General features: G+C 55.0%; 28 protein-coding genes and 1 tRNA gene. 7 read left to right on the top strand and 22 right to left on the bottom strand.

Annotation, left to right across the window (positions count from 1 at the left end; genetic code table 11):
* The first annotated feature begins 33 nt into the window (after positions 1-33).
* The 4 genes from M5R41_19435 (at position 34) to M5R41_19420 (ending at position 3,302) form a co-directional block, all read left to right on the top strand.
* Positions 34-1,101, top strand: a complete 1,068-nt coding sequence (locus M5R41_19435; GenBank protein ID MCZ7558566.1) for a hypothetical protein — start codon at positions 34-36, stop codon at positions 1,099-1,101.
* Positions 1,102-1,103: 2 nt separating this feature from the next.
* On the top strand, positions 1,104-1,913 hold the full coding sequence (locus M5R41_19430) for a polyphosphate polymerase domain-containing protein (GenBank protein ID MCZ7558565.1): 810 nt from the start codon (positions 1,104-1,106) through the stop codon (positions 1,911-1,913).
* Between the two features lie 14 nt (positions 1,914-1,927).
* Positions 1,928-2,602: a DUF4956 domain-containing protein gene (locus M5R41_19425; protein MCZ7558564.1), complete on the top strand. Its 675-nt coding sequence runs from the start codon at positions 1,928-1,930 to the stop codon at positions 2,600-2,602.
* A 627-nt stretch (positions 2,603-3,229) separates the two neighbouring features.
* Positions 3,230-3,302, top strand: a tRNA-Lys gene (locus tag M5R41_19420).
* Between the two features lie 167 nt (positions 3,303-3,469).
* Here the strand turns inward: M5R41_19420 and radC are convergent.
* From radC to M5R41_19340, 16 genes are all read right to left on the bottom strand, one after another.
* Positions 3,470-4,051: a DNA repair protein RadC gene (gene radC, locus M5R41_19415; GenBank protein MCZ7558563.1), complete on the bottom strand. Its 582-nt coding sequence runs from the start codon at positions 4,049-4,051 to the stop codon at positions 3,470-3,472.
* Positions 4,048-4,209: a hypothetical protein gene (locus tag M5R41_19410; GenBank protein ID MCZ7558562.1), complete on the bottom strand. Its 162-nt coding sequence runs from the start codon at positions 4,207-4,209 to the stop codon at positions 4,048-4,050. The genes radC and M5R41_19410 overlap by 4 nt, the downstream gene beginning before the upstream one ends.
* Before the next feature lie 3 nt (positions 4,210-4,212).
* Positions 4,213-4,422 (bottom strand): hypothetical protein, encoded by a 210-nt coding sequence (locus tag M5R41_19405; GenBank protein ID MCZ7558561.1) that lies wholly within the window; start codon positions 4,420-4,422, stop codon positions 4,213-4,215.
* The gene (locus tag M5R41_19400; GenBank protein MCZ7558560.1) at positions 4,419-4,619 is read right to left on the bottom strand and encodes a hypothetical protein; all 201 of its coding nucleotides are present in this window, start codon (positions 4,617-4,619) and stop codon (positions 4,419-4,421) included. The genes M5R41_19405 and M5R41_19400 overlap by 4 nt, the downstream gene beginning before the upstream one ends.
* A 2-nt stretch (positions 4,620-4,621) precedes the next feature.
* Positions 4,622-6,226 carry a hypothetical protein gene (locus tag M5R41_19395; protein MCZ7558559.1) on the bottom strand — a complete coding sequence of 535 codons (1,605 nt, stop codon included), beginning with the start codon at positions 6,224-6,226 and terminating at the stop codon, positions 4,622-4,624.
* Positions 6,227-6,317: 91 nt separating this feature from the next.
* Positions 6,318-6,467, bottom strand: a complete 150-nt coding sequence (locus M5R41_19390; protein MCZ7558558.1) for a hypothetical protein — start codon at positions 6,465-6,467, stop codon at positions 6,318-6,320.
* A gap of 7 nt (positions 6,468-6,474) precedes the next feature.
* Positions 6,475-6,948, bottom strand: coding sequence for a hypothetical protein (locus M5R41_19385; protein MCZ7558557.1), 474 nt, complete (start codon positions 6,946-6,948; stop codon positions 6,475-6,477).
* Entirely contained in the window at positions 6,945-7,160 is a 216-nt protein-coding gene (locus M5R41_19380; GenBank protein MCZ7558556.1) for a hypothetical protein, read from the bottom strand. The genes M5R41_19385 and M5R41_19380 overlap by 4 nt, the downstream gene beginning before the upstream one ends.
* Before the next feature lies 1 nt (position 7,161).
* Positions 7,162-8,139: a DUF932 domain-containing protein gene (locus M5R41_19375; GenBank protein MCZ7558555.1), complete on the bottom strand. Its 978-nt coding sequence runs from the start codon at positions 8,137-8,139 to the stop codon at positions 7,162-7,164.
* A complete protein-coding gene (locus tag M5R41_19370) occupies positions 8,139-9,464 on the bottom strand; it encodes a hypothetical protein (GenBank protein MCZ7558554.1) in 1,326 nt (441 codons plus the stop codon). Before M5R41_19370 ends, M5R41_19375 begins: the two co-directional genes overlap by 1 nt.
* Positions 9,458-9,748, bottom strand: coding sequence for a hypothetical protein (locus M5R41_19365; protein ID MCZ7558553.1), 291 nt, complete (start codon positions 9,746-9,748; stop codon positions 9,458-9,460). The genes M5R41_19370 and M5R41_19365 overlap by 7 nt, the downstream gene beginning before the upstream one ends.
* 68 nt (positions 9,749-9,816) lie before the next feature.
* Positions 9,817-10,620: a hypothetical protein gene (locus M5R41_19360; protein MCZ7558552.1), complete on the bottom strand. Its 804-nt coding sequence runs from the start codon at positions 10,618-10,620 to the stop codon at positions 9,817-9,819.
* Complete coding sequence (locus M5R41_19355) at positions 10,604-11,563, bottom strand: hypothetical protein (GenBank protein MCZ7558551.1); 960 nt, start codon at positions 11,561-11,563, stop codon at positions 10,604-10,606. The genes M5R41_19360 and M5R41_19355 overlap by 17 nt, the downstream gene beginning before the upstream one ends.
* Complete coding sequence (locus M5R41_19350; protein ID MCZ7558550.1) at positions 11,564-11,755, bottom strand: hypothetical protein; 192 nt, start codon at positions 11,753-11,755, stop codon at positions 11,564-11,566.
* Positions 11,748-12,674, bottom strand: a complete 927-nt coding sequence (locus M5R41_19345; GenBank protein ID MCZ7558549.1) for a hypothetical protein — start codon at positions 12,672-12,674, stop codon at positions 11,748-11,750. Before M5R41_19345 ends, M5R41_19350 begins: the two co-directional genes overlap by 8 nt.
* Positions 12,675-12,791: 117 nt before the next feature.
* Complete coding sequence (locus tag M5R41_19340) at positions 12,792-13,169, bottom strand: hypothetical protein (GenBank protein ID MCZ7558548.1); 378 nt, start codon at positions 13,167-13,169, stop codon at positions 12,792-12,794.
* Between the two features lie 684 nt (positions 13,170-13,853).
* On the opposite strand from M5R41_19340, the gene M5R41_19335 reads away from it, so the two are divergent.
* From M5R41_19335 to M5R41_19325, 3 genes are all read left to right on the top strand, one after another.
* Positions 13,854-14,051, top strand: coding sequence for a hypothetical protein (locus M5R41_19335; protein ID MCZ7558547.1), 198 nt, complete (start codon positions 13,854-13,856; stop codon positions 14,049-14,051).
* Between the two features lie 125 nt (positions 14,052-14,176).
* Complete coding sequence (locus tag M5R41_19330) at positions 14,177-14,653, top strand: hypothetical protein (GenBank protein ID MCZ7558546.1); 477 nt, start codon at positions 14,177-14,179, stop codon at positions 14,651-14,653.
* A 115-nt stretch (positions 14,654-14,768) separates the two neighbouring features.
* Positions 14,769-15,014, top strand: coding sequence for a hypothetical protein (locus tag M5R41_19325; GenBank protein MCZ7558545.1), 246 nt, complete (start codon positions 14,769-14,771; stop codon positions 15,012-15,014).
* A gap of 821 nt (positions 15,015-15,835) precedes the next feature.
* Here the strand turns inward: M5R41_19325 and M5R41_19320 are convergent.
* The 6 genes from M5R41_19320 to M5R41_19295 all read right to left on the bottom strand — a co-directional run bounded on the left by M5R41_19320 (position 15,836) and on the right by M5R41_19295 (position 23,566).
* On the bottom strand, positions 15,836-16,741 hold the full coding sequence (locus M5R41_19320; protein MCZ7558544.1) for a hypothetical protein: 906 nt from the start codon (positions 16,739-16,741) through the stop codon (positions 15,836-15,838).
* Positions 16,742-16,764: 23 nt separating this feature from the next.
* Positions 16,765-17,922 carry a hypothetical protein gene (locus M5R41_19315; protein ID MCZ7558543.1) on the bottom strand — a complete coding sequence of 386 codons (1,158 nt, stop codon included), beginning with the start codon at positions 17,920-17,922 and terminating at the stop codon, positions 16,765-16,767.
* Positions 17,923-18,188: 266 nt separating this feature from the next.
* Positions 18,189-18,380, bottom strand: a complete 192-nt coding sequence (locus M5R41_19310) for a hypothetical protein (protein MCZ7558542.1) — start codon at positions 18,378-18,380, stop codon at positions 18,189-18,191.
* A gap of 296 nt (positions 18,381-18,676) precedes the next feature.
* A complete protein-coding gene (locus M5R41_19305) occupies positions 18,677-20,506 on the bottom strand; it encodes an FWWh domain-containing protein (GenBank protein MCZ7558541.1) in 1,830 nt (609 codons plus the stop codon).
* Positions 20,499-21,704: a hypothetical protein gene (locus tag M5R41_19300; protein ID MCZ7558540.1), complete on the bottom strand. Its 1,206-nt coding sequence runs from the start codon at positions 21,702-21,704 to the stop codon at positions 20,499-20,501. Before M5R41_19300 ends, M5R41_19305 begins: the two co-directional genes overlap by 8 nt.
* Positions 21,701-23,566: a DUF1998 domain-containing protein gene (locus M5R41_19295; GenBank protein ID MCZ7558539.1), complete on the bottom strand. Its 1,866-nt coding sequence runs from the start codon at positions 23,564-23,566 to the stop codon at positions 21,701-21,703. Before M5R41_19295 ends, M5R41_19300 begins: the two co-directional genes overlap by 4 nt.
* Between the last annotated feature and the right edge of the window lie 4 nt (positions 23,567-23,570).

Below are 23,570 nucleotides of genomic sequence, written 5' to 3'. Positions count from 1 at the left end.
GCACAGGCGCGCCCGCTCACAGACAGTACCATCATGCTCCAGATCAGCCGAAGAACATATTCCATCATCGCGGCAATTGTCCTGCTCATCGTCGTCGTGCTCCTGCTGCCGGTGGATATCCCCCGCTCGCTCAGCGTGCGCGGCAGTGTCGCGTCCGCCCGGGAATGGGTATTGCTGCGCACGGACAACGGACAGATCGTTTCGCTGCTGCGCGACAATCGCAGCGGCGCGGTGGAGCACTGCACCATGACGCAGGTGGACCGCGGAGACGCCATGAGTTTCGTGCTCTCCGAGCGCCTGCGCGGAGGCGAAGTGCTGCGCGGCGACACGGTGGGATGGATAGTGTCGTACGCGCTGATGCAGCAGATTTCCGCATTGGAAGGCGCTTTGTCCGTCGCCGAGGCGACCGTCGCCTCCGCGCGCAGCGGAGAGAAGGCGTCGCTGATCGAGGAGGCCCGGCAGCGGCTCGCCTTCGCGAAGGCCGCGCGCGACGAGCAGGAAAAAATTCACGCCCGGCAGACCGAGCTGCACAGTAAAAACACGATTTCCGATGAACTGTTCGAGATATCGGCGGATCGGCTCCGGCAACTCCGCATCAATGTGGAACTGGCGGAAGCGGGACTGCGCACCGCAAGCACCGGCCTGAAACCCGAAGACGTGCGCGCCGCGGAAGCCAACGCGCTCTCCCTGCGGGACCAGCTGGAGAAACTCCGCGGTCTCATGCGTCAGAACACCTTCATTACGCCGGTGAGCGGCGTGCAGCGCTCGTCCTGGGCAGTGGACACACTGCTCGTCATATCGGACATCACGGAGCAATTGCTCGTCGTGCCCATCGAGCTCCCCGATCTCGGGCTGATCGCGCCCGGTGAGCCGATTGATTTTACCATACCCCGGACGGGCCTGGGCGGCAGCGCGCGCGTGGAGCGGATTGACCGCAATGTTCACTACATTGGAAGACGTCCCGTGTGCACCGTGATCGCGCGCATCGAACACTGCGATGCCGGCGTGAGCGGCGGCATGTTGGCGCGATGCAGTCTTACCGCTCCGCCTGTGCGTCCCGCCGCCTGGGCAATGGAAACCTTGCGAAAGATGTTTGAGTAGCGATGCCTTACCCCAAGCTCGAATACAAATATCTGTTGCCGCTGGAAGCACTGGAGGCCGTGCGGCACGAGCTGTTACCGCTCACCGATCTCGATCCCTGGGCGGACAAGACGGGACGTGGATCCTATACCGTGCGTTCCATTTATTTTGATGATGCCGCATATTCCGCATACCGCGAAAAAATCGGCGGCGAGCGGCAGCGCCGGAAATTCCGCGTCCGTGCATACAACGAGCGCAAGCCGGGGGACCTGGCCTATCTGGAAATCAAGCGCAAGGAAGCGGGCCTGCTGACCAAGTACCGTGCCGCGCTGGCGGCGGAGAACGTCGAAGCGCTGTTCGCAGGGCAGGACATAGAGAAATACATACTCCCGTACAAAGGCGACGCCATCAATAAAAGCAACGCGGAGCGCTTTTTCTATCATTACCGCAAGGATACGCTCCGGCCGGTGATACTCATCGTGTATGAGCGCGAGCCCTTCGTCGGACGGTTTTCCTCCGATTTGCGAGTCACCATCGACCGCAATCTGCGCAGCGTGTTCATGCCCGGGTTGGACGGCTTGTATGACGGAAAGCGCAGCATCGCGGCCATGCAACGGCATTGCATACTGGAGGTGAAGTTCACCACCGGCGTTCCGCTGGCGCTGCGGCAGATCATACAGCGACACGAGCTGAAGCGCATGGCGCTGTCCAAATACACCATTTGCCTGGATTCGCATCGCGATTTCAGTATTTCACGACAGCGCGAACGCATCGTCAACCTCACGGCTTCCCGCGGACAAGCATCTGCGGCGAAGATTTTTCCGGCACACTGAAGCACCTTTGCAGCATGTTTCCCGATCTGCAACAACTCGATCTCTTTCCCCTCTCCGTCGGCGAGATACTCGTCAATTTCCTCACCGCGTTCATTTGCGGCGTGGTGATATCGTGGCTGTATCGCAAGACGTACAAGGGACCCGGCTATTCGCCCTCCTTCGTCAGTTCCATGATACTGCTGACGCTGATCACGACCATGGTGATCATGATCATCGGCAACAATCTCGCGCGGGCGTTCGGTCTGGTGGGCGCCATGTCCATCATCCGATTCCGCACGGCGGTGAAGGACACCATAGACATCGTGTTCATCTTCTTCGCGTTGGGAGTCGGCCTTGCCGCCGGATCCGGCGCGCTGGCCATCGCTTACATCGGTACGACGCTTATCGGCGGCATCATACTCGTGCTCGCCCGCGTACCCATATTCGGAGCGCAGCGCCGCGAGTACCTGCTGCAATTCTCGTATCACACCAACGGCGGCGAGCAGCCCCCCTATCTCGACGTACTGCATCGTTACTGCAAGCGACAGCGCATGGTCAACATCACCGCACCCGGCGAGGCCGAGCGCATAGACATCGCCTACTACGTACAGCTCCGCGACGGCGATCAGAACCAGCGTTTCCTCCGCGATCTCCAGGCCGTCCCCGGCGTCAGCCAGGTAAGCATGTACTTCGACGACGAACAATTTTGATTTGCGAATTGCAGTTTAACGTTAAAGGTTAAACGTTAAACGAAGATACCGTATGGGATACCAGATACGTTTGGAAATCGCTCCGTCCGAGGCAGATCAATCGTCAATCGTAGTCGTCAATCGATAGATTCGTCAGCCTCAAGGTAAGCTCCCCATCGTTTACCTTTTAGCGGTTAACGTTAATCGATAATCGTTAAACGTTAAACGTTAAACGAAGATACCGTACGGGATACCAGATACGTTTGGAAATCGCTCCGTCCGAGGCAAATCCATCGTCAATCGTAGTCGTCAATCGATAGGGTCGTCAGCCTCAAGGTAGGCTCCCCATCGTTTAACTTTTAACGGTTAACGTTAATCGTTAAACGTTAAACGAAGATACCGTATGGGATACCAGATACGTTTGGAAATCGCTCCGTCCGAGGCAGATCAATCGTCAATCGTAGTCGTCAATCGATAGAATCGTCAGCCTCAAGGTAAGCTCCCCATCGTTTAACGTTTAACGTTTAACGTTTAACTTCAAATGTAACTCGTTTGTCTTTCTCGCAACTTCCGTGCATTTTGTAAGTCTATTCAGATATTTTTCTTTTTCCGCTTTGAAAATTCCGCGTGCCGCCGTAATTTGGTTGTGCACGCGTAGCTCAGCTGGTAGAGCAGCTGACTCTTAATCAGCGGGTCAGGGGTTCGAGTCCCCTCGCGTGTACGAGCACATAAGTGCCCAAACCCAATGCAGATGCCGTAAAATTAACGTTTTACGGCATTTTTTTGTGTCCAATGGGATTTTCACGCGGTACGACCGACAGACCGAAATCGACAACTTTGACCTAGTCACGTAACAATTTACGTAACAATTCACGTAACAATCCTTCCTTACAACCACCCACTCTCCGCGAAGCTGATGTACGACTCGCCGCAGACGATGACGTGGTCCTGTACGGGTATGTCCATCATCTTGCCGGCGCTGACGAGTTGCTTGGTGATGTGATGGTCTTCCTTGCTGGCCTCGCGTATTCCGGAAGGATGGTTGTGCACGAGGATGACGCTTGCGGCGGATAGCAGGACCGCCCGCTTGTAGACTTCGCGCGGATGGATGAGCGACGCGTTCAGGATGCCCTTCGACACCGTGAAGTCCTCGATGATGCGTCCGCTGTTCGAGAGCATGACGACGTGAAATTCCTCGTGGTCAAGCGGCCGCAGCTTAGGGATAAATATGCGCGCCACGTCTTCCGGCGAGTTGATGGTCTCCCCCGCCGTTTTGCATTGGCTGAGGTAGCGGTAGCCGAGTTCGAACGCCGCCTTGATGCGTTTGGCGGACTGCATCGTGACTCCGCTTTTATGAAGGTCCGTAATCGGCGTGATGGCGACATCCTTCAGGGTTCGCCCGTCGAGCCTGATGGACGGCGCAATGATGGCCAGAAGTTCGTCGTTGGTCAGTTGCGATAATTCGGTCATCGGTACCACTCCAGAATGTATGCGAAGGTGAGCCAGCGGAAGACGAGCTGGTTGGTAATGAGGATGTTCCAGGGATCTTCGAGTGACCCCTTCTGCTTGTAATGAAGACGGGGGACAAGCCTGAGCCTGACCCCCGTCACGACGGTTGTATGCGCCATGGGTTATTCCTTTTTCTTGTAGACGTACAGGCCCCAATTCAAGAGGTGGAGTATCTGTGCGCCGTTGAAATTGATCACGACGGCCGCGGGCTTCGGCTTCGAAAGGTAGCCGCCTTCGGTAAAGACCGACCGTCGTTGGATGCGGAGACCTTCGAGGTCATGCAACGACTCGACCCTGCGTTCAGCGCGTTCGGGCAGTCCTTCCGTTGTCATATCGCCGCCCTCGTCCGAATGCGTCCGACGTTGCGGACGGGTCCGGTATAGTCGATGTCGACGGCCGACTTATCCCGCAGCAGCACCATCCCGAGTATGGTGACGGTGTGGTCCGGATGGACGCCCCGAAGGTCGTAGCGGATCGCCCGCTTCATCAGTGCGACGCGCGTGCGTGCTGTGATTGGCTTACGTTTCATGCCTAAAATCCGTCGTTGATGATGGTTGGTTTCGGTGCCGGTGTGGCCGCTGGTGGTGCCACCGGTAAGTTCATTTCGTCCGGATGGGATTCGATGTATTGGATGACGAGGTCGCTTTCGCCGGTGGTCATCGGGATCTCAAGGAAGAGCTGGAAACCCTTGCTTTCGGCGTATTGCAGGATGCGCGTCCTCGTGGTTTCGTCCAGCAGGGCGGCGTCCTTGAGGCGTACGACGCGCAGCCGTTGGTCCTTGTTGAGCATGACGAGTTGCAGGGCCAGTTCAGTCATGAGCGCGGTATTGACCTGTTCGCCGTCGAGTTCGAAACCGTTGTAGGTGAATTCCTCGCGCACGTCGTCCCACTCGAGCGGTATGTCGATTGATCCAAGCGCCGTGTTGATGGCGGCCATGCGGTCGCTGGCAAGGTCCTCGATGGCCCTCATGACGGACTGGTATTCGCGGCGGGCCTGAACGAGCTGTTGCAGCTTCTCTTCGAGGTCGTACGCCCGCGGTTTGAGTGACCTGAGTCTCACGTACTTGTCTCGTTCCGCCCGTTGGCCTTCGATGTGCGCCTCGATTGCGAGCCTCTTGCCGTCGTCGTCCGATTCGATGGTCCGGCGGTCTTCTGCGACGGTGCTCTCCCACCCGGTGATCATCCGTTCGATATGCTGTTTGCGTTCGATGTCGGCCACGATGTTGCTCTGGGCCCGTTTGTAGTCATCTTCCTTCTCGCGGATGCGGCGCTCAAGGACCTCGATCTGCTCGCGCATCGACGTGATGTCATTCTGGATGGAGACCTGAGACTGGCCCGCCACCTCGATAATCGTCTGCGTCTTGGCCAGTTCGTTGTCGAGGGTTTGTTTGCGTTCGACGTACCGGCGTTCGAGGTCCGCGAGACGGTCGGCCTTGGACGGCAGGGTTTCGAGCTTGACCGATTCGGTAAGGATGACCTTATCGAGGGCATCGATCATGTCGTCGTACGGCAGCATGAGGAGCGACGAAAGGCGGATGTCGGGTTCGATTGTCGCCCGCAGTTCGCGTATGGCGGGTTCGGCTTCAAGTTCGCCCGCGACACGCGTGGTTTCCGCTTCAAGCGTCTTGATTCTCACATCATCCTTGCGGCGGTCTTCGGAAAGCTGCTTCATGCGTCCGGCGTAGTGACGCTCGCTTTCCTCCAGCCCCAGGGCCTGCGCGATGACGGTCATCTTCTTTGCCTTGTCGCCGTCGAAGAGGCCTTCAACGTCGGTTGCGAAGTTGCCGAGGTAGTCGTTAAGCCACGTGCGCGGGCTGTCGCGAATGACGTTGCCTTTTTCGTCGACGATGGAGAGCGAACGATTGAGGCCGCGCTTGCCTTCCCTCAGACCCAGGCTCACGGTCACGGCCTTCAACGGGTCGTCGCCCACTTTGACCTTGATGGTGCATTCGCTTTCGCCGCGCGTGATGGCCTCGATGGGGATTTCCTTGCCGGTGAGCGCCGCGTAGACCGCCTGGACGAACGACGATTTGCCGGACTGATTCGGTCCGACCAGATACATGCTGGCGCCGTTGGGCGTCGCTTTCTTGCTCGTGATATTCTTGAAGTTTTCGACTTCTATTTCGATGATTTTCATTGGCGGCCCGGGGTTGTTATTAAATCGGCGGTGTGCGGCCCGCCGCCGACGTACGGTGATTGAATGCCCGCCCGCACGCGGGGTGTGAATGTCAGTTATCCGGCGGGGCGTCCTCGTCGCCCGGGGGCGGCGGATTGTCGTCGGTCAGAAGTCCGGCCACCTTCGGCCATTCCTCAATGGGAGGAAGCGGCATGTCGATGTACGGCGCGGTGGATATCAGCTGAACGGTGTCGATAAGCATGGCGGCCTCAAAAGCTGACGGCGATGGTGCCGTGCGGGTTGACGAACTTGAGCGCCGAACCGTCGATTTCCGCGATCTTCTTCGCGTTGTCGATCTTCTGCTTCATGACCGCCACCTCCTTTTCCATTTCGGCGATGTGCGGCGGGTACTCATAGCGCGTCTGCCCTTTGATCGACACGGTGACGCCGTTGATGTCGTGCGTCTTGACGCCGGGAAAGCTGTTTATGAATTCGTCCTTGGCCAGATCCTTGAGCATCGACACCATGCCCTCGTCCTTTTCGGCGATCACCTTTTCGATGAACTTGACGAGGATATACGCCCGCAGCGGATTAAGCCGTCCGGTCAGCTGCTCAAGCAGGTCGGCCCGGTAGGACCTGATTTCCTGCTTCTTCGGAAATTCCGCCGGCATCTCGTACGGGACGATCTGCAGGTCGACGATGCTCACGGGGTGCTCGTCGTCGTCGAATGCGAAGTCTCTCATGTGGATTCCTTTCCGGTGGTTTGTGGTTCGTTGTGTTCCGCCCTTCCCGATCGCTTGCGCAAAAGCGTCATGTCGATTTCACGCACGATCGAAACGAGCATCTGACTTGCGAGCGCCTTTCGCACCTCGCGGTATTTCCGCCACAGGTGGACGTAGGCAAGAGCGAGAATCGCGATGGCGGCGGCCTGGATGATGGCGAGTGCAAGGTCCATATCAGTTCACCCCCATTGCCGGTGCGAAGACCGTTTCCGCGATGACCTCGCTTGCGACCGTGATGGCCTCGCGCTTGATGCGCGCGCCTTCGCCGAAGACGGCGTAGTCGGCGATGCGGTCGTTGTCCACGCCCTTGAGGTGGTCGACCCATTCGGTGAGCGCGTTGTATGCGTCCCACAGCGTCTCGCCCCTGTTGCCGCGTCCGTACATGAAGGACTCGCCGATGACATCGAACGCCCGCTTCCAGGCCTTCGAGTCGTCGTGCCGCTTCTTGAGGGCCGGGATGACCTTCTCGAAATACCGGACGGCCGTCATCGGCTCGATGCGCGTGTCTGCCATGATCTGCCAGACATCGACGGCCTTGCGGAAGTTCACGTCAGACCACGCCAGCGCGTCCTCGGCCTGACGAAGCTTGAGGTCGATGTCGCCCGTATGGCGGATGCTGAATCCGTCGTCCTCGCCGCGGCCGAGCGCCAGCGTCAACGTGTTGTTGCAGACGACCCGCACGCCCGTCGGCAGAAGACGCAGGTTCGCCGTGCCGTCGTGCGAGGTGACCATGAGGACGTATTTGTCAAGGTGATCGTCCCCCACGCTCGCGCCTTCGGGAGCCTTGGCCAGGATCCAGACCTTCTTGCCGTTTTTGATCGCGCCGGCGGTCTCGTACGAGTAACCGTGCTCGCTCATGATGCGGTCGAAGACGGCGAACGCGCGCACGTTCTGCACGGGCGTGTAGCGGTCGGTGACCGTACCCAGGACGATGGGCCCGTCGTCGGACGTGCGGAATACCGACATGGACGGCGCTTCGACGAACTCGTCGCCCACCCGCAGGTAGTTCTGCGCCTTGCGGACTTCCCAGTCCAGCTTGGCCGCCAGAATCGCTTCCTCGGTGGTCGGAGCGTCCCGAAGGACGGTCCCCTGCCGGTGCCACGGCGTGAGGCGGACGGAGAACATCATGTTGTTGATTATTTCATGTGCCATTATTGCGTGCTCTTGAACTGTGAGACAAGTGTGTTCATGTTGAATGTTTCCTCGTCGCTGGGCGTGAGGACCTTCTGCTTGGCGCCGTCGATGATCCAGTTCATGCGGCGGGCGCTGTCGGTATGCCGCACCTTTCCCATGACGCCGTAGAGGTAGCGTTTCGGATAGTCGAAGTACGTCCCGGGGTGATACAGCAGCAGGATGTACGCGGCGAGGTTCTTGTTTTCCGACGACCAGATGATGTGCGAGCGGTTCGGAAACATCTTCACCGGCTTCGACGATTTGTAATCGATATTCCAGCCGTCCTTGAACTGCGAGATGATGATGCCGAAGGACTGCGTCTGCAGCGCGATGTTCTTGAGGACTTCGAGGCCGGCGGTGTAGTAGCTGTTGAAATGCTCCGGACGCCCACCGAAGTCCAGGCGGGTGATGTAATCGACCACCCACATGACGCGTTTGTATTTCGATGCGTAATGACGCAGCTGATTGGCAACGTCGCCCGGGCGCGAGAAGTCGTTCTGGTCGACGACGTGAAAGCGCTGCAGGACGCCCAAGGCTTCGTCTGTGAGGCTGCGGCGCACGTCTCTTACGAGTTCGGCGTTGCGGGCGTTCATCTGACTCTGGATGCGCGTGTAGCTGTACGGCGACCAGTACGTGAATGCCTTGTACCAGACCTCGTGGAAGGGCTGCTCTTTCATGAAGTAAATCACGTGCAGCTCGGGATCGGCGGTGAGCGCGGCCATGTTCAGGTTCACGGCGGCCGTGGTCTTGAAGGTGCCGGTGTCGCCGGCGAGTATCATCAGATTGCCCATCTGCCAGCTGTCGATGCCGATGTCCTTGAGTTCGCGCATTCCTGTCGGTATCGATGTCCCTTCGAGCGTTTCCATCACGGTGAAGACTTCTTCGAGGGACTTGAGCTCCTTGGCGTCGTGAACGGTCGACAGGCGCGACATGAGTTCTTCGGCGACGATCAGGCGGTTTTGTCCTTCCCCGATTTGTTCGGCGGCCCAGTCGACCGATTCCTTGATGCGATAGTTCATCCATGCTTTCGCCAGCGCGGCGATGTAGCTGTCGATGCCGTAGTCGTCGGGGCGGTTGTCCATGAGCAGCCGGTACGCCTCGTCGGCGTTGACCGGGTCCATCGCGACGGACATGGCCTCGCGGATAACGGGCATGGAGAGTTCCATCTGCTCACAGGCGATGTTGTAGACGGTGCGGGCAAGGCCGGTGAAGTACGACTGATTGAGCGAGGCCAGTCCCGCACGATCACCTGTGTCGATAAAGTGCCGAAGCACCGTCCATTTCGGGTCGTTGAGTTTTACCATGCTTCGCTGTAGTTGGTTGTGGACTGCGTGTCGCCCGCGACGTACTTGGCCAGATACGCCTTGAAGTACCGCAGTCCCAGTGTGTTTTTCGCCGGGTCCGATGAGAACGCCGCGAAGGCGTCGGTGATCTGCGCCTCGGTGTAGCCCAAGTCCATACAATTGGCGAAGAACCATATGAGCGCTTTCTTTTCCGCGCTGATGGCCGCCTGGCTTGCGCGCATAATGGCGTACTCAAGGTCCCGGCTGTAGAGATGCGGCTTTATTCGTGATTGGCGTGGTGGCATGCGTTACCTGCTGTTTATGCGCCGGCGACCCCAAGGCCGAAGCCCCAGGGCCGCCCGCGGAAATGATTTCAGAAACCGGCTTCCTCGTCGAAGGACCGCACGCCGCCGCCGTTGCCGTGACCGTTTCCGGACTGCTGGCGGCCGACGTTCGCGCCGAAGTTGAACGAGGCCGGATCGTTGCGCTGGTACTCGTCCTCGATGAGCATGGCCAGCTTGCGCAGGACGGGCACATCGATGGACCCGAGTTCGGTCGGACATGCGTCGTGCCAGTCGCCCGCGCCGTCCTTGTAGACCTTCTTCACGTCCGAATACCATTTGCCCGTGGACTCGGACTTCGACCGCGTGAAGTAGCCGTAGAACGTCGAGCCTTCCTGCAGCGAGCCGATGGGAAAGCCGTAGCGGCCGCCCAGCATGCCGAGCCAGTAGGCATACCGTTCTTCCGGCCGCATGGCGTCCCAGTTCGGCGGCAGGTCGTAGACGAGCTTGCGCTTTTCGCGGCTGTACTGGCGGGCCCACCCGCGTTCGACCTCGCCGAGGTCCAGCTTGCACCACTGCGACATGTACTTGCCGTTGTAGCTCAGCGCGACGTTGCCGTTCGGGTCGCACGTATACAGCTCGCGGATGATGCTGCGGCCGTCTTCGAGGACGACGCGGCTTTTGAGAGCGATCGCACGCAGGATGATGCCGGCGCGCCACGGGACGAGCTTGCGGATGTCGACCGCTTCTTGGCCCTCCCCGAGGGCTTCGATTTCGGTCTTGAGCGGCATGATTTCGAGGACGCCCCATTTGACCTGATGGCCGTGGGCGAGCGTGTAGTCCTCCTTCGTGATCGGGATGGTGGGCGGCATGATGGTATTAAAATCCTGGGACATGGTGGTTCCTTCTTGTGTGTGCTTTGGTGTGATATCGTTGGTAGACGCCGGTGGTGACGACGTCGAGTTCGTGTTGCGATAGCGGTTGCCTGTGCTGGCGGTTCCAGAGTTTCATGATCTCTCGGATCATCGGCAGGTCGTCCATGGCCTTGACGAGGACGCCGGCGAGCTGCGTTGCGCGGACGTTGCGTTCGCCAGGCGCGGCGATGTCGAACATGGCGGCAAGCGACGCCCTGGGTGCGGGTTCATGCGAGGCCTCAAGCGTCTCGCTCGTCTGCAGCAGCAGCTCGTAGAGCGAGGGCGACGGCACTGGTGTGTTGAACACCACAGGGTCCGCCCATTGGCTCACGCTCGCGTACTCGCGTATGTCGTCCGGCGTCATGTCGCGAAGCTGCGCGAAGTCCAGGGGCGTCTTGTAGAGTCCCGATCCCGGGTGGACGGCGTACGGCAAGCGGAAAAGCCTGCGGGCGTCGAACACCGACTGGTCGAGCGTCTTGAAGCCGGTCGCGATCTGCAGGGCGAAGTTGCGGATGATCTGCGGACGCACGCCCCAGAGTCCGTCCGCCTGGTCGTTCATGTCGACGATGGACGCGATCGGCAGGACGATGTGAAAGCCCTTCTGACCGCTGAAGTACATGCCGATGGTCCCGCAGTCCACGTCGTGGATTTCGGCGAGATAGGTGACGAAGTTGCGGGCGTCTTCCTGCGCGTACTCAAGGCCGAGGCTGGAATCGAAGTCCCATATGATCTCATGGATGATCGGCATGGCGAAATTGGGGTCTTCGCCCTTCGCCGGGATCTCCCACGAGTACAGCGAGCCGTACACCGGCATGAAGCCGAGTCCTTTCGGGACCGTCCAGATGCGCTGAGACGGCTGATACTCCGTCGCTCCGAAGCGCCGCTTCCAGATGCCCACCGGCGCGAATTCCTTGAGATGCAGCATTTATCCCTCGATGATCTGGTTTCTGATGGCCATGACGGCCTCCTCGAAGTCGGCGATGGGAAACGCCATGGTGGTCTGCAGGACCTCGCCCACGGCGCCGCCGGTCTTCTGTAAGTCCCGGTCGACGATCGTGACTTCGACAAGTTCGCTCGCGAGCATCGACGTTATGACGCCTCCTGAGACCTCAAGCATGAGCTTCGCCTTCGGTAGCGGGATGTTGTCCGAAGGGGAGTTCATCTGCTGCGATGTCGACATAGCTGGCCTCTTGCGGTTGTTGCGGTGGTGGTGGAATGGAAATGCCGTGGATCTTCGCCACGTCGACGAGGAAGGACGTAAAGTCTTCGCTCGAGATGTCGGGGTTGCGGGCGTTTTCGCGGACGCGTTCGGCCACGTTGGGCGCGACGCGCGGGTAGATCGATTTGGCGGCTTCGCGCTGCCAGTCGTTGCGGTCGGGTTTGGGCTCGCCGTCGGCCTGCGTCGGTATCTCGACGGTCACGACATCGCCGTCCTCGTTGACGATGGCGCCGAGTTCTTCGGGCACGTACACGGGACCTAAGAAGATGTCGCTGCAGTACCACCGTGCGCCGTTCGAAAGCGCGCGGGAGAAGGCCATGTTGCGGAACCACTTCTTCCACACCTCCTTGCCCAAAAGCTGCGCCACTTGCGCGTCCGCGCGCGAGAACGTCGACGGCGGTCCGCACGCGGTCCATTCCTGCATGTCGTTGCGTTCGTAGAACGAAATGGTGCAGCCCGAGTCGTCCAGCTGCGTTACGCGGTACTTGTAGCGTCCGTCGCGGAGTATGAGTCCGCCCATGAGCGCGGCCGCCATTGCGACCTTGCCTTCGATGATGTACAGCGAGTTCATCGCCTGCACCGGCGGGACGCCCAGCTCGCGTCCTGCGGGTATTTTCACCTTCGCCTGGTGGACGCTTTTGAGGTCTTTGAACATGCCCGACAGGTACATCGATTCGGCCAGTTCGGCCAGCGGCAGGTCGTACGAGGGCCTGCGCGCGAGGGCCAACGGAGCGTCCACGGCCTTCGTCATCGCTACATTCGGCAGCGTTTGAAGGGCGGCCGCGGGCTCCTGGACTGTTGCGGGTTCGTTATTCATTCCGGAAAATCTCCTTGAGTTCTTCGTAGATGGATGGGTCAAGAAACTCCCACAGGGCATCCCGCAGACGTTTTGCGGACGTATCGCGGCGGACTCTGCGGTCGGTCGTATGGATCCTCAGGGCGTCGCCGTGGGGTCCGTGGATGATGATGCGTCGTCCGGATCGATGTCCCTTGGCGATGGACTCGATGAGGCGACATTCGTCGAACGGTTCTTCCATGATCGGGCCTCAAGTTTGACTACGCTCTCGTCGCACAAGGGACACGTCTCGGCGAACACCAGCTTGTCGCCCTCGTAGCCGGCGATATGCAGCACGGCGGTCAGCCGGTCGCAGCGCATGCAGTACACGCCGTATGCGTGGTCGCTCTCAAGCAGAAACGCATGCTGCGAACACAGGCTCATCGGCGGACCGTCTTCGAGTACCGATCGCCTTGCGCCGACTTCGACCAGTCCGCAGACGATGCATTTGTTCAGGTACACGCCCGTTTCAGACATGCGTCCTTCCTCCATCAATTCCACCCTTGTGCGGGCTTGTGATGTTCAATCGGGACATTCGTCCTCCATGTTTTAGGGTGTCCAAGATAGGCGCGGGGCGTACTCCCCGCTGACAAACTGATACACTTGTTTTGAGTCCCCACTTGAGGCCGGGCCGGTAAGCGGTTATGCCGCAAGGAATAACGGCGGTTTCAACTTTTTTTACCGGGAGCCGAAAAAACAGGCCTGAAAGCAGACACCACACGCACCCACCACCACACACACGCCAGTGACCATCACCACGCCCGTCGCGCATGACGATGCGAGTGCATCGGTAGGACGACGACGAGTCGGCATACCGATGCACCACGTCACCATAGGTCATCATGGCATGCAGCTTATCCGCCCTTGTCCGCATAAGGCAAGCAGATGGCCGGTGATTTTCAGAAATACCATGCAGTGGGAGAGAGGTACCCCCTAGTGCGGACGGGGCGGGGGTCGACTTTGAGGGCGGGGGGTCGATTCGTACACGTAACGGTGGCGCTGTCGCACCACAAAGGACGCGTAAAGCGATACGCGTACGTGTACCCACGCAGTCACCTTGAGCGCCCTTGTGCCGCCCTCTCCTGCGCGTCTTGTGACGCCTTCAGGCTTGCGTCTTCAGTGCGGCAAGTGACCGCGCACGCAACCACCAATGGAGTACGCATGAACGCATCGCACATGGAATGTGGGGTAAAAACCCCCTCCCGACAGCAGCTCACCGTCAGTCACGATGGTCTGGTAACGGCCGTCCGCGAGCCTATCGCCAATGAATACAGGGCCATCCGTGAGCCATATCCCTTCAGTCTCTTCCCCGCCGCCCGTCTTGACGAAAATCTGCTTCAGCGAGGCGCAGTAAAGTAACAGCCCTTGGTCCGCCCCTCGTAGGCAAGCCTGAGTGCCCCGTTGTGGGGTTTTCAGGCTTGTTTTTTTGGTCCTTTGGGAATGACCCGAAGCTTGGACCGTTCATTGCAAGTTTGGAGGCTATCATGGCACAGTTCACCGTCATCATCAACGGCAAAGAGATGCAGGCGACCGGCAGCATGCTGTCGGAAGTCTCGACCACGGGCAAGACCTACAGCGTCGTCCTCATCGACAGTCTTCTGCTTTCGGGCAAGGATTACAAGTCCTTCCTCAAGCCGCGTGACGCCCAGCTTCGCGCCGACGAGCTGAAGGGCAAGCAGGACAAGCTGGATGCCGCATGGCAGGACTCACTCGCCAAATACAAGGCCGAGAATCCGGACGCCGATGCGGCAGCCATCGAGGCGTACAAGGCCTACTGGCTGACGCTGCCCGCGACCCGCCAGTTCACGTCGAACCTCACGAGCGGACTCACGGCGACCATCGTCGATGCGGACGGCATACCGCACAGCGCGTACTTCATGCGCGAGGCGTCGGCAGAGGCGCCACGCTTCCGGACCTACGTGCCGAAAGAGCGCGTCGTCCTCGAAGACTGCCCGTTCTGATACCACTACGGGTTTCCGCTACGGAACACCACTGCGGACCTTGGCGAGGGAGGCCAGGGTCCGCCCCTTTGCGTATCGTCTATGTCCGTGTTTCCATCATGTTCAGGAGGTCATAATGCCTACGACCGAAGAGACGGCCATGCTGCATGATATGTCCGTGCTGAGGACCGAAATGCGCCGCGGACCGCTGCGGCTGGACCATGTGAGCTCGTCGTCGTATCACCTGGCGGATCACTTGCGACAGGCCCGTGCGTTCGTATGGTCCGGAGACTTCCTCGCATGTTCGAATGCCTTGAGCCAGCTGATAGCCGGCATCGAGCTCGCCATGCTGCAGGAAGCCCATGACTGCGCGCCACGATGACCCATATTGCCCCTTGGAAAGACCAAGGGGTCTTTTTACATTGACTCATACATTCAAGAGGAAGTCGTCATGTATGTTCCTGTTCCAATCTTCGTCATTCTGTCGACAGCTGTCATGATCGGGCTCGTAGCCGTGTTCCTTGGACTCATGGCCTTTGGCGAGGATCTGGTCAAGTTTGTAAACGTGAGGCGCATTTTCCGAAATATTTGAGCAACCTGGAGAGGAGGTCGTGATGTTTGATTCCGAACCGCTATTCCTAATGGCGCTAATCTGCGCGGTTATATTCGCACTCACTACCCTTTTGGTTGCCATCCTCATTCGTGGCACGGCGGTCAAACGATTCCATGAACGGCAGGCGAAGTTTCTTGAGGATTTCAATAACGACTCGAAGTAAGACGCTCTCACCCGTACGCATACAGTCCCCTCATGGGGACTTTTTTTATCCTCAAAGTGCCTTAATGAGGACTTATTTAGACATCAATGTGACTGGGTAGGACGAAGGATTATGTGTAAGGATGGCAGGTATGCGCCAAGCACTCGGGCTACGCCCGGTGTGCGCTGCATCGTGCGAATACGCACGAATATTTTTTTTTTGCGAGTGGGTGTACGGGGTATGAGGAAGGCGCGTTTGGCGTCAAAATGACGTCCATGGGGTATAAAAGAGCCAGGTCGTAAGACTCCCTGGCAGGATAAGGATTGGGACCTATTCAAGTCAAGTGGGGTCCGGATTATTGGTCATTGCATGGAATGGGAAAGCCCCGATGCCAGGGCTCTCCAAAAAGCAACTGACGTTAGTATGAACCGCGATCCAAATGTCACGATCAGAAATGGTAAGCGAATTTCACGCCAATCTGTCTGTCTATTGAGGTAATATCAAATCCAAGTGTACCTGGTCCCACCTCTTTCTCATAAAGATAACCGTATCTGCGCTTCTTGGCGTCATTATTTATTGCTGAAGCCGACACTGGAGCGTCAATCAATGACCAAAGCGTGCAACCTAACCAGACGATTAAACCGGGCTCCGGGTCTCTGGGATTTGATGCCATCATTGCAAATCCTGCAATAGCTCCACCCATCATGAGCACACCTTTGCCAACTTGTTCATTGTAGAACTGTCCAACACCTGTAATCATAAATGATAGTACAAAGGCTAATAATGGCGATTTCTCGGATACTTCCTCTTGCTCAAACGGGTCTACGTCCTTTCCTAACCGAGTAATTTTGGTATACTCATAGGTAAAGATACTGCCATCGCGAGTTTGGATACGAAGTAGCTGATTTGGAATCTGTTCAATAATGACTCCTTTTATTACCGAACCATCATTAAGATATACTACATCAATCAAATTCTTGCCATAAGTATTGCCTGGAATTGATACAGGCTGCTGTTGTTGGGTTTTCAATTGTCTCTCGTACAAATCTTGGTCCACGCCAGTCTGGGTCGAAGGCAAGGTCGATACTGCAAGATATGTCAAGGTTACGTCCCTATCATTCAGAACATCATAAACTGAACGGATGATGTCTTTTTGCAAGGTCAGATCATTGTATTTGTCTAGGGTTTTAGAATAAACCTTTAAAACTAAAACACTGCCGGAATATTCTTTGACGTCACCGTCGACGATCTTGCCGTCCTTCATCGTGACGATATACTGTGCAGATAAAAAATTCGTGTTTAGCACGAGAATCGCAACTAAACCGCATACATACGACATCGAATGTGAGGTCATGATTTCTCCACGAGTTAGTCATTCTATAAGTAAGTTACAAGCTGTAATATCACCTCAATACCGCTCATATCATAAAATACCGAAGAGGATCCGGACGGAGGGACAAGATCATCAGCATCGCCATTTTTGTAGGATGTCTTATCCGCCGTAAATTTGTTCCAATCCTTCTTTGGCGTATGCCTGTAATTAGCACCTACATTGATCGATATCGGGGACAGAGCAGCTCGGACACCAAACCCGCCATTGATTGAAACTCCATACGCATGATATCTCTCAAGCCAATATTCAGACATATATGGATAACCGGAATATACCATCTCCACAGAGCGATCCGTTGCCATATACGCACCGGCTCCACCCACGCGTAAATATAGCGCTAGGTTGCTTTTTGCATCTACAAAATACACGCGCAACCCCATTCGTCCTTCGATATGGTGTACTTCAATCTCATCGGAAACCCTTGTGTAGACATCGCTTTGCAAAACTGTATGATAAATAAAACCACTCGCATGTATATTTGATCCGCCAAAGAGATAGAAACCATCGAGCTCTACTTCAAAAGAATTTCCGAAAATATAGCGCAATCCCGCTGTAACAGGAAAGCCATTATTCATTTCTTGAAATTCAGTAGACATATTAATCGATTCATAGAACCTATTTGGGGTGGTTATAAAATCACTATTCCAGTCATCTTGAGATATGGTACTATAACCTCCACCAATCATAAAACCAAGTGTATTTCTCGGGTGAATTATCTTTGAAACGCCAATTGATTCTTCACGTGCGCTATTTATACTCGAATCCTTTGTAACGTTTCTCGATTGATATGGCGCTATTTCAACACGTGGTGCGATTGTTTGATCTTTCTTCGAAGAATTTCCGTCTAATTTGTTGCTGTTTTCGTAAACGTTTTCGTTGATGCTGTCAGGTACATATTGCTTACCTAGAATTAATAATGTGACATCTTTGTCGCTTAAAATGTCAAAAACTTTTGCTACTTCAGTTTTATCTAGGTTAAACTCAATGTACTTCTGCGTTTGCTGAGAGTACCGCTTCATTACAATAACATTTTCGGTGAAGCGTACAATTTCACCTGAAACTTCCTTTCCGTTTTTCAACGTGACAACGACCTGAGCTTCCGTACTCGACACCGAAACGACCATTATAGCCATTGTAATCATAATTGCGCAATACACTGTAGATCTCTTCGTATCGGCAATATTACTTTTTCCTATTATGCACATTTCATACCTCGTTTTAAGAATAAATTCGCATGTACTTTTATTTTTTCTTTAAAATCCATTTATTTTTGCGGAGTATTCATTTTTTCAATAATTTTGTCAATTCTTCGCTTTGTCGCATCAAGTACCACCTTATGTTTCTTCCGTAGAGCCTTCCTGTCCTCCTTGATATGGGCCTTTACTAGGGCCGTCTCCTTGTCTTCCGCTTAGAGGAAGTAACGCTTGCCTCTATTTTTGTAACCCTTGTACTGCTTGTCACGAATGATGATCTCGATGCCAAGGTTGTCCTCAACGTTCTGTATGATGTGAGGGTGGAACCGGGCGGTCTGACGGTAATTTGCCATGTTGACTGTGAGCGCGCCGCATTCTGCCTCGTCTGGTACAATATTTAACGCCATGTTCCTCTCCATGAAAACATCGCGAGTAAATCGCGGCCCTCTTGACCTATCATGAGTAAGAAGCATCAGCAATGCCAGCGGTGCTGATTTAGAATTACAGCTGGATAGCGATACCGTAGTGATCGAGTAACAGAAATAGCATCAATACCCCCTTTCGGTGCGTTTGTCCATGAGAGGAACTGGTCATCAAGATGCAGGCTTTTTGCCGCACCCCTGTTCGGGGGCCCGAAACGTAATGCATTTGCCATTTTTGCTTCCATACCGGAGCAGACAATAAAACCGACTGCGATTCCTCCTTAACTCTCCGTGAAGGCGTCAGGCTGTTGGTCTTCATCTCTCTTTGCATTTCGTTTTGTTGAGCTTTTCTGGCGGTCCATCCAGGCAATCTCGTATTCATCCGCCGTATTGCCGACTGCTTCTATATGCATCTGAAGTTCGGCAGAATCCATTGTTGACAGAAGCTGGTGAACCAGCACCTCAACATTACCGGTACCCGGTTGAACTGCGAAGCGACACAGAGCGGACGGATTGTAGTTTCGTTCAAGAAGATCTGTCGCCTCTTCTCGCTTTGTAATTCTGACCGGTTTCCCATTCCTCATGAGGCAAGACGTTCGGACCCTGATCGTGATGTCTGGGTGGTTGGTCGGCGGCCCCTCCTCGATGATGATCTGTCGAATGGTGTTCTGTTCTGACTGGTAGTTATAGACAAGGGCATTGAATTCAGGTCTGAATTCGGACGAAAACCCCACCGATTTAGCTTCGTAATATACGCGCATCATGGCGTCACTCGGTTTGATTGTCCGCTCGAGCATTATGCTCTGGTCAACGGTGGCTGCAACTATCGCCGTCGTTTGATCTTTGTGGCGAATAGTTACACCAAAATCATTGGTTGTTGACTGACCAACTGTGCCCGACCACCAGTGAACTGCCAATTTGGAAAGCAGATCTAAATGACAGGCCCTTGACTTGATGGACCTGTCCAAGCGGCTGTATCCATGGAATAAACCTGAAAGCATCCCGGCAATCGCAGCGACCTGCGGGCCCGGATTTAATGGAGTGTCGCAGGCGCGTAGAATGCGCTCAGGATCACAACGCAGTAGCAGCAGCATGAGACCTCTGCGGACGACAGAACCAGAGTCGTCGAGAGTTGGAGCTGATTTTTCTGCCCTGGCTACGGCAATCACGTGCTCTCTCCACTTATTGATTTCAGCTGTCAACGCTGGCTCCGCATCGGATGCAGCCTGCAATGCAATTGCATCTGCAATTTTCTCCTCGAGCCACCCCTCCTGCGGGTGAAGGGATCTAAGCACGTGAATGGCGGCCAACATGAGCCTCTCATCCACACTGGAGACTTCAAGCATTCCGCGATCCGGTAGCATGATATGCTTGATAGAAGACGCCAGCCATGCCGGCGTATGTGATGGTTTGGGTTTAATCGGACGCAGAAATGATACTGCAGCAGTAAAATCCTCTATCCAGGAGTATACTGGTGGTAGCTGGATGGACAGAAGAGCCGCTGCGCCCATGGCAGCATCAAGGTGTCTAAAGTGTTCTGCACTCGCTGGTGAATGAGTGATGGTACTGAGGCAGTCTCTGAACTGATCCGGATCGGGTCCACTGTCGAGCAATAATGTTTCGCTCACTCCTGTTTGTGGCGATGCGAGGACATTGGGAAAATCCCTGGCTTCAAAATCCTCCAGATCATCTTGTTTAACAAACCAGAGCTGCACAACAGCGGCAATGGGTATTGGAGCTTCAACGATTTCAACGAGTATGTCCCCACTTACTTGAGTATTCCCTTCAAAAATGCAAAGATTATTCCCTATTTGCATTCGTTTGCCGGCAGCTGACAATTGTGTGGAATCTATCTCAATAAGAACCGGGAAAATCCCTCGCTCACGATCTGATACCATCTGCAAGAGAGATTTCGGAAAACCACCATGAAAGAGAGGCACACTACCTGGAAAAAGCTCAAGCAGATCCGGATAGTATTTCCCATACGCCTCTCTCGGTCGGATTAGGCCGGTAGACAGAACCTGAATCAGATTCATGCGATTGGTGACGAAAAAGAGTCTGTTTCCGCTCTCGAACAGAGGTGTGTCGGGGGTAGCAGCGCGTTTAGCCATTTATCCACTCCATTATATCTGAATCAGGGCGAGGGAAATGATCAAGTATGGGAATCTGATCGCCATTCTTGCTTGTATACTGGAAGAAAAGGAACTGTCGGGCTCGTGAGGTGAGGACATAGAACTGCATACGAAACTGATCGATGGCGACAGGGTCCCATCTCCTTGCCTGGATTTCTGGCACAAACACCACATCGAACTCTAGACCTTTGCTGCTTTGATCACACAGCACCGTGACAACACCATGGGTATCGAACTGAAGACGATTTGCATCTCCGTGCTCATGATCATTATTGGTATATCTCTGCACGTTCACGCCTGCAACATCCCTGAGCCGGCGTTTCAATTCGTTGTAGTATTTGATCTGCAGCGCCTGAGTGGGCAAGAAGACTCCGATTTCAAGATCGCTCTGATTGACTACAAAGCGTCTGATCAAATCCACGGATGCATCAAGATTCTCAGTGCGAGTGATGCGTGGCTTTTGACCGCGCCTGTTTACCGGCAGCTTTGGAATACCATCCGGCAGGCCAACATAAAAATGGGCTGCAGCGCGAGCAATCTCGTACGTGTTCCTGTAATTCCTTGTCAAGTGATAGTGCCTCTCCTGCTTAACTGCCAGCGCTTGTTTTATCTCTTTAATACTGGAATTTTTTCCGGCCTGAAGTCGCTGATTTTCATCAGCGAGGACCGTAAGGGAGACTTTTTTGACGTTTGAGCTTTCAGCAATATTCAATACGAGCCGTGCAAGATGATAAAAGTCGCAAGGGAAATCCTGTCCTTCGTCAACGATCAAATGACCCCATTCACGGAATGCTCGCAGCTGCCTCTGTGGGTCTGTGACAAGCTGGACCGTGCTCTTCAGCATCGGCTCCCAATCTGGGATATACGGGCCTTTCTGTGGATAATATTGACCAAATACAACCTTCCACCATCGCCCGAACCAGCTGAACCATGTTTTTACCCCTTCTCTTACGGCCGGCAGATTTGACGCGTTGTGTGAGTATCTGCATAGTACCGCATTGTACATGACGAGAACTGGGGTACACCCTTTTCCTGATACAGCCTCAGCGCGGTAAAACGCAACAACTGTTTTACCGGTACCTGGTGGCCCCGAAACGAGAATGACTTCGTCCAAAGGTGCAAGCACACAAATCTCATCCTGCTCCTCACTCAAGTCGTCGAACGGTGGTATTTTCATTGAATCATCTCCTTCGACGAAAAATCGTCCATCGCTCGACATACTGAGTCAAAGAACCCAGGCATACCTGCATCATCTCCTATCAGGATGGAACGATCGAGCATTACATTTGAACATATGCAACTTGTTTCGCTCACCAGCGCACAGGCATGGCAAGCTGCCCTGTTCAACCCCTGTAAACCTTGGGCTTCAAGCTCTCGACAGATCGGATCAGCAGAACACCATCTGGCAGTCTGCAGTGCCGTCAGGAGAGTAGGAAACAACCGTTCAGGCAGACCTTCACGTACAAGTCCCCCCAAGGAACCTTCGGAGTCACCTTCTGCCGTGTATATCAGAACGCCGGCCATTCCATCCGCTCCATCAAGCGGCTCCGCCGAATATATGCGCTCACGGAGCGAGGAGGATGCGTAGCCACATTCAAAGCTGAGTTGACGTATGAGTATATGAGCGAGGGTGTGAATCAGCACAAAACGGGCGGAAAAACTCGGCAGGAAGGCTAACGTTGAGCGCTTTCGACTGCTCTCCATCGATCCAAGCCGGGTCTCGATTGTGTGCCTGTTGTCCGCCTCCCACGCGCGAAGTCGCTCCTCGTTCAGTGTCAGGAATATACCCTCACCGAATACCTCTATCCCCGGCAACCAGCCGAGCCTTCGATCAATTGCAGGGTTGACCATTGTCGTGCCCGGTTCCTGGCGTTCGAAGCCCTGAAGAACTCGAACCTCACGCAACCGTTTTGCGAGCACAATACGATCAATGTGGGAGTGGAGCATACGAAAAGGATGGTCATAGGATATTTCCATCAGCCATGAATCGAGATCTGCCTTCTCTGCGATGAAGCTCGCTCGCTGATCATCAATTGGCTCTGCCTGGATGAATGCTTCCCACTCTTCACGCAAGAGCTTCTCAATACTATTCTCAGGGACAACAATTATTGGCTTCATCTCCCCCTTAAGTACCTTCAGCACCTCATCCGGCACAGTGAGAAGATCGTCGGCAATTATCTTTGCCACTAAAGAAACCCCCGGATCAGTATCAGGCGTTGCTGTCGCCTCAAACATTTGTGTCAGGATTCGATAGTGGCTGTGTCCTTGTATGTTTGCTTTCAGCGGATTGACTCCTTCAATCGAGGTTTCCGGAATATCAATCGCCGTCTGGACCTTCGGGAAATACAGATTTGTCGCACCACGCTGCATGACCTGCGGGAAATGTGTGCATGGTTGCTGCTGCTGTTCCGGGTCTGCCCACTCCCATGGCTGTCGATTCTCGCAGTTTCCGATGACACCTTTGAGGCTATCCTTGCGTGCGATACCATACAGTGAGCGCGACGCGTGACAGGAATCACAGACTACAACAAGTGACCCCAAACCTCCACCACTGCCGCGGTGTGTCTCAAATTTCAGATGATCGCTATCCTGACATTGCTTTTGCCTTGGTTCAGTTGCTTTACTGTGAGCCCATCTCCACCACGGCAAGTCAAACAGATGACCACCCTTGCAGCCAACGACAAATCTCATGGGCACAAGCTTTGAATGTTTTGCACATTGCATACATTTTGGAGGTTCACCTTGTCTTTCCATTTTATAGCTCCAACGGATCATCTTTCTGCATGATGGGCAGAACATCCACTGGGGAAATCGGAAGTACGGGATTTTACTGGTATGAGGATTATTGCGGTCGCGTACAACAGGTGCCATGAGAAAATGATCTACACCCAGTGCCCTCTCGAGTCTGTGCAGGTGAAGCCATTCTCCTCGATTATTCCAATGGTATGTATCCATCGCGACCAAGGATTCATCACCGAAATCGTAAATCGCACCAACACCAAAAGGCGCGACAGTAGCAGACCGTCTTATTGTTCTCATTTAA

This window comes from Bacteroidia bacterium (assembly GCA_027493955.1).
GTDB lineage: Bacteria > Bacteroidota > Ignavibacteria > SZUA-365 > SZUA-365 > JAOSJT01.
Note: the sequence above shows the minus strand (reverse complement) of the source record. Positions and strands in the feature narration are given on the sequence as shown.

Excerpts from the sequence above, each read along its gene's own strand:
- M5R41_19435 (MCZ7558566.1), top strand. The coding sequence starts at position 34 with ATGCTCCAGATCAGCCGAAGAACATATTCCATCATCGCGGCAATTGTC.
- M5R41_19430 (MCZ7558565.1), top strand. The coding sequence starts at position 1,104 with ATGCCTTACCCCAAGCTCGAATACAAATATCTGTTGCCGCTGGAAGCA.
- M5R41_19425 (MCZ7558564.1), top strand. The coding sequence starts at position 1,928 with ATGTTTCCCGATCTGCAACAACTCGATCTCTTTCCCCTCTCCGTCGGC.
- radC (MCZ7558563.1), bottom strand. The coding sequence starts at position 4,051 with ATGACCGAATTATCGCAACTGACCAACGACGAACTTCTGGCCATCATT.
- M5R41_19410 (MCZ7558562.1), bottom strand. The coding sequence starts at position 4,209 with ATGGCGCATACAACCGTCGTGACGGGGGTCAGGCTCAGGCTTGTCCCC.
- M5R41_19405 (MCZ7558561.1), bottom strand. The coding sequence starts at position 4,422 with ATGACAACGGAAGGACTGCCCGAACGCGCTGAACGCAGGGTCGAGTCG.
- M5R41_19400 (MCZ7558560.1), bottom strand. The coding sequence starts at position 4,619 with ATGAAACGTAAGCCAATCACAGCACGCACGCGCGTCGCACTGATGAAG.
- M5R41_19395 (MCZ7558559.1), bottom strand. The coding sequence starts at position 6,226 with ATGAAAATCATCGAAATAGAAGTCGAAAACTTCAAGAATATCACGAGC.
- M5R41_19390 (MCZ7558558.1), bottom strand. The coding sequence starts at position 6,467 with ATGCTTATCGACACCGTTCAGCTGATATCCACCGCGCCGTACATCGAC.
- M5R41_19385 (MCZ7558557.1), bottom strand. The coding sequence starts at position 6,948 with ATGAGAGACTTCGCATTCGACGACGACGAGCACCCCGTGAGCATCGTC.
- M5R41_19380 (MCZ7558556.1), bottom strand. The coding sequence starts at position 7,160 with ATGGACCTTGCACTCGCCATCATCCAGGCCGCCGCCATCGCGATTCTC.
- M5R41_19375 (MCZ7558555.1), bottom strand. The coding sequence starts at position 8,139 with ATGGCACATGAAATAATCAACAACATGATGTTCTCCGTCCGCCTCACG.
- M5R41_19370 (MCZ7558554.1), bottom strand. The coding sequence starts at position 9,464 with ATGGTAAAACTCAACGACCCGAAATGGACGGTGCTTCGGCACTTTATC.
- M5R41_19365 (MCZ7558553.1), bottom strand. The coding sequence starts at position 9,748 with ATGCCACCACGCCAATCACGAATAAAGCCGCATCTCTACAGCCGGGAC.
- M5R41_19360 (MCZ7558552.1), bottom strand. The coding sequence starts at position 10,620 with ATGTCCCAGGATTTTAATACCATCATGCCGCCCACCATCCCGATCACG.
- M5R41_19355 (MCZ7558551.1), bottom strand. The coding sequence starts at position 11,563 with ATGCTGCATCTCAAGGAATTCGCGCCGGTGGGCATCTGGAAGCGGCGC.
- M5R41_19350 (MCZ7558550.1), bottom strand. The coding sequence starts at position 11,755 with ATGCTTGAGGTCTCAGGAGGCGTCATAACGTCGATGCTCGCGAGCGAA.
- M5R41_19345 (MCZ7558549.1), bottom strand. The coding sequence starts at position 12,674 with ATGAATAACGAACCCGCAACAGTCCAGGAGCCCGCGGCCGCCCTTCAA.
- M5R41_19340 (MCZ7558548.1), bottom strand. The coding sequence starts at position 13,169 with ATGTCTGAAACGGGCGTGTACCTGAACAAATGCATCGTCTGCGGACTG.
- M5R41_19335 (MCZ7558547.1), top strand. The coding sequence starts at position 13,854 with ATGAACGCATCGCACATGGAATGTGGGGTAAAAACCCCCTCCCGACAG.
- M5R41_19330 (MCZ7558546.1), top strand. The coding sequence starts at position 14,177 with ATGGCACAGTTCACCGTCATCATCAACGGCAAAGAGATGCAGGCGACC.
- M5R41_19325 (MCZ7558545.1), top strand. The coding sequence starts at position 14,769 with ATGCCTACGACCGAAGAGACGGCCATGCTGCATGATATGTCCGTGCTG.
- M5R41_19320 (MCZ7558544.1), bottom strand. The coding sequence starts at position 16,741 with ATGACCTCACATTCGATGTCGTATGTATGCGGTTTAGTTGCGATTCTC.
- M5R41_19315 (MCZ7558543.1), bottom strand. The coding sequence starts at position 17,922 with ATGATTACAATGGCTATAATGGTCGTTTCGGTGTCGAGTACGGAAGCT.
- M5R41_19310 (MCZ7558542.1), bottom strand. The coding sequence starts at position 18,380 with ATGGCGTTAAATATTGTACCAGACGAGGCAGAATGCGGCGCGCTCACA.
- M5R41_19305 (MCZ7558541.1), bottom strand. The coding sequence starts at position 20,506 with ATGGCTAAACGCGCTGCTACCCCCGACACACCTCTGTTCGAGAGCGGA.
- M5R41_19300 (MCZ7558540.1), bottom strand. The coding sequence starts at position 21,704 with ATGAAAATACCACCGTTCGACGACTTGAGTGAGGAGCAGGATGAGATT.
- M5R41_19295 (MCZ7558539.1), bottom strand. The coding sequence starts at position 23,566 with ATGAGAACAATAAGACGGTCTGCTACTGTCGCGCCTTTTGGTGTTGGT.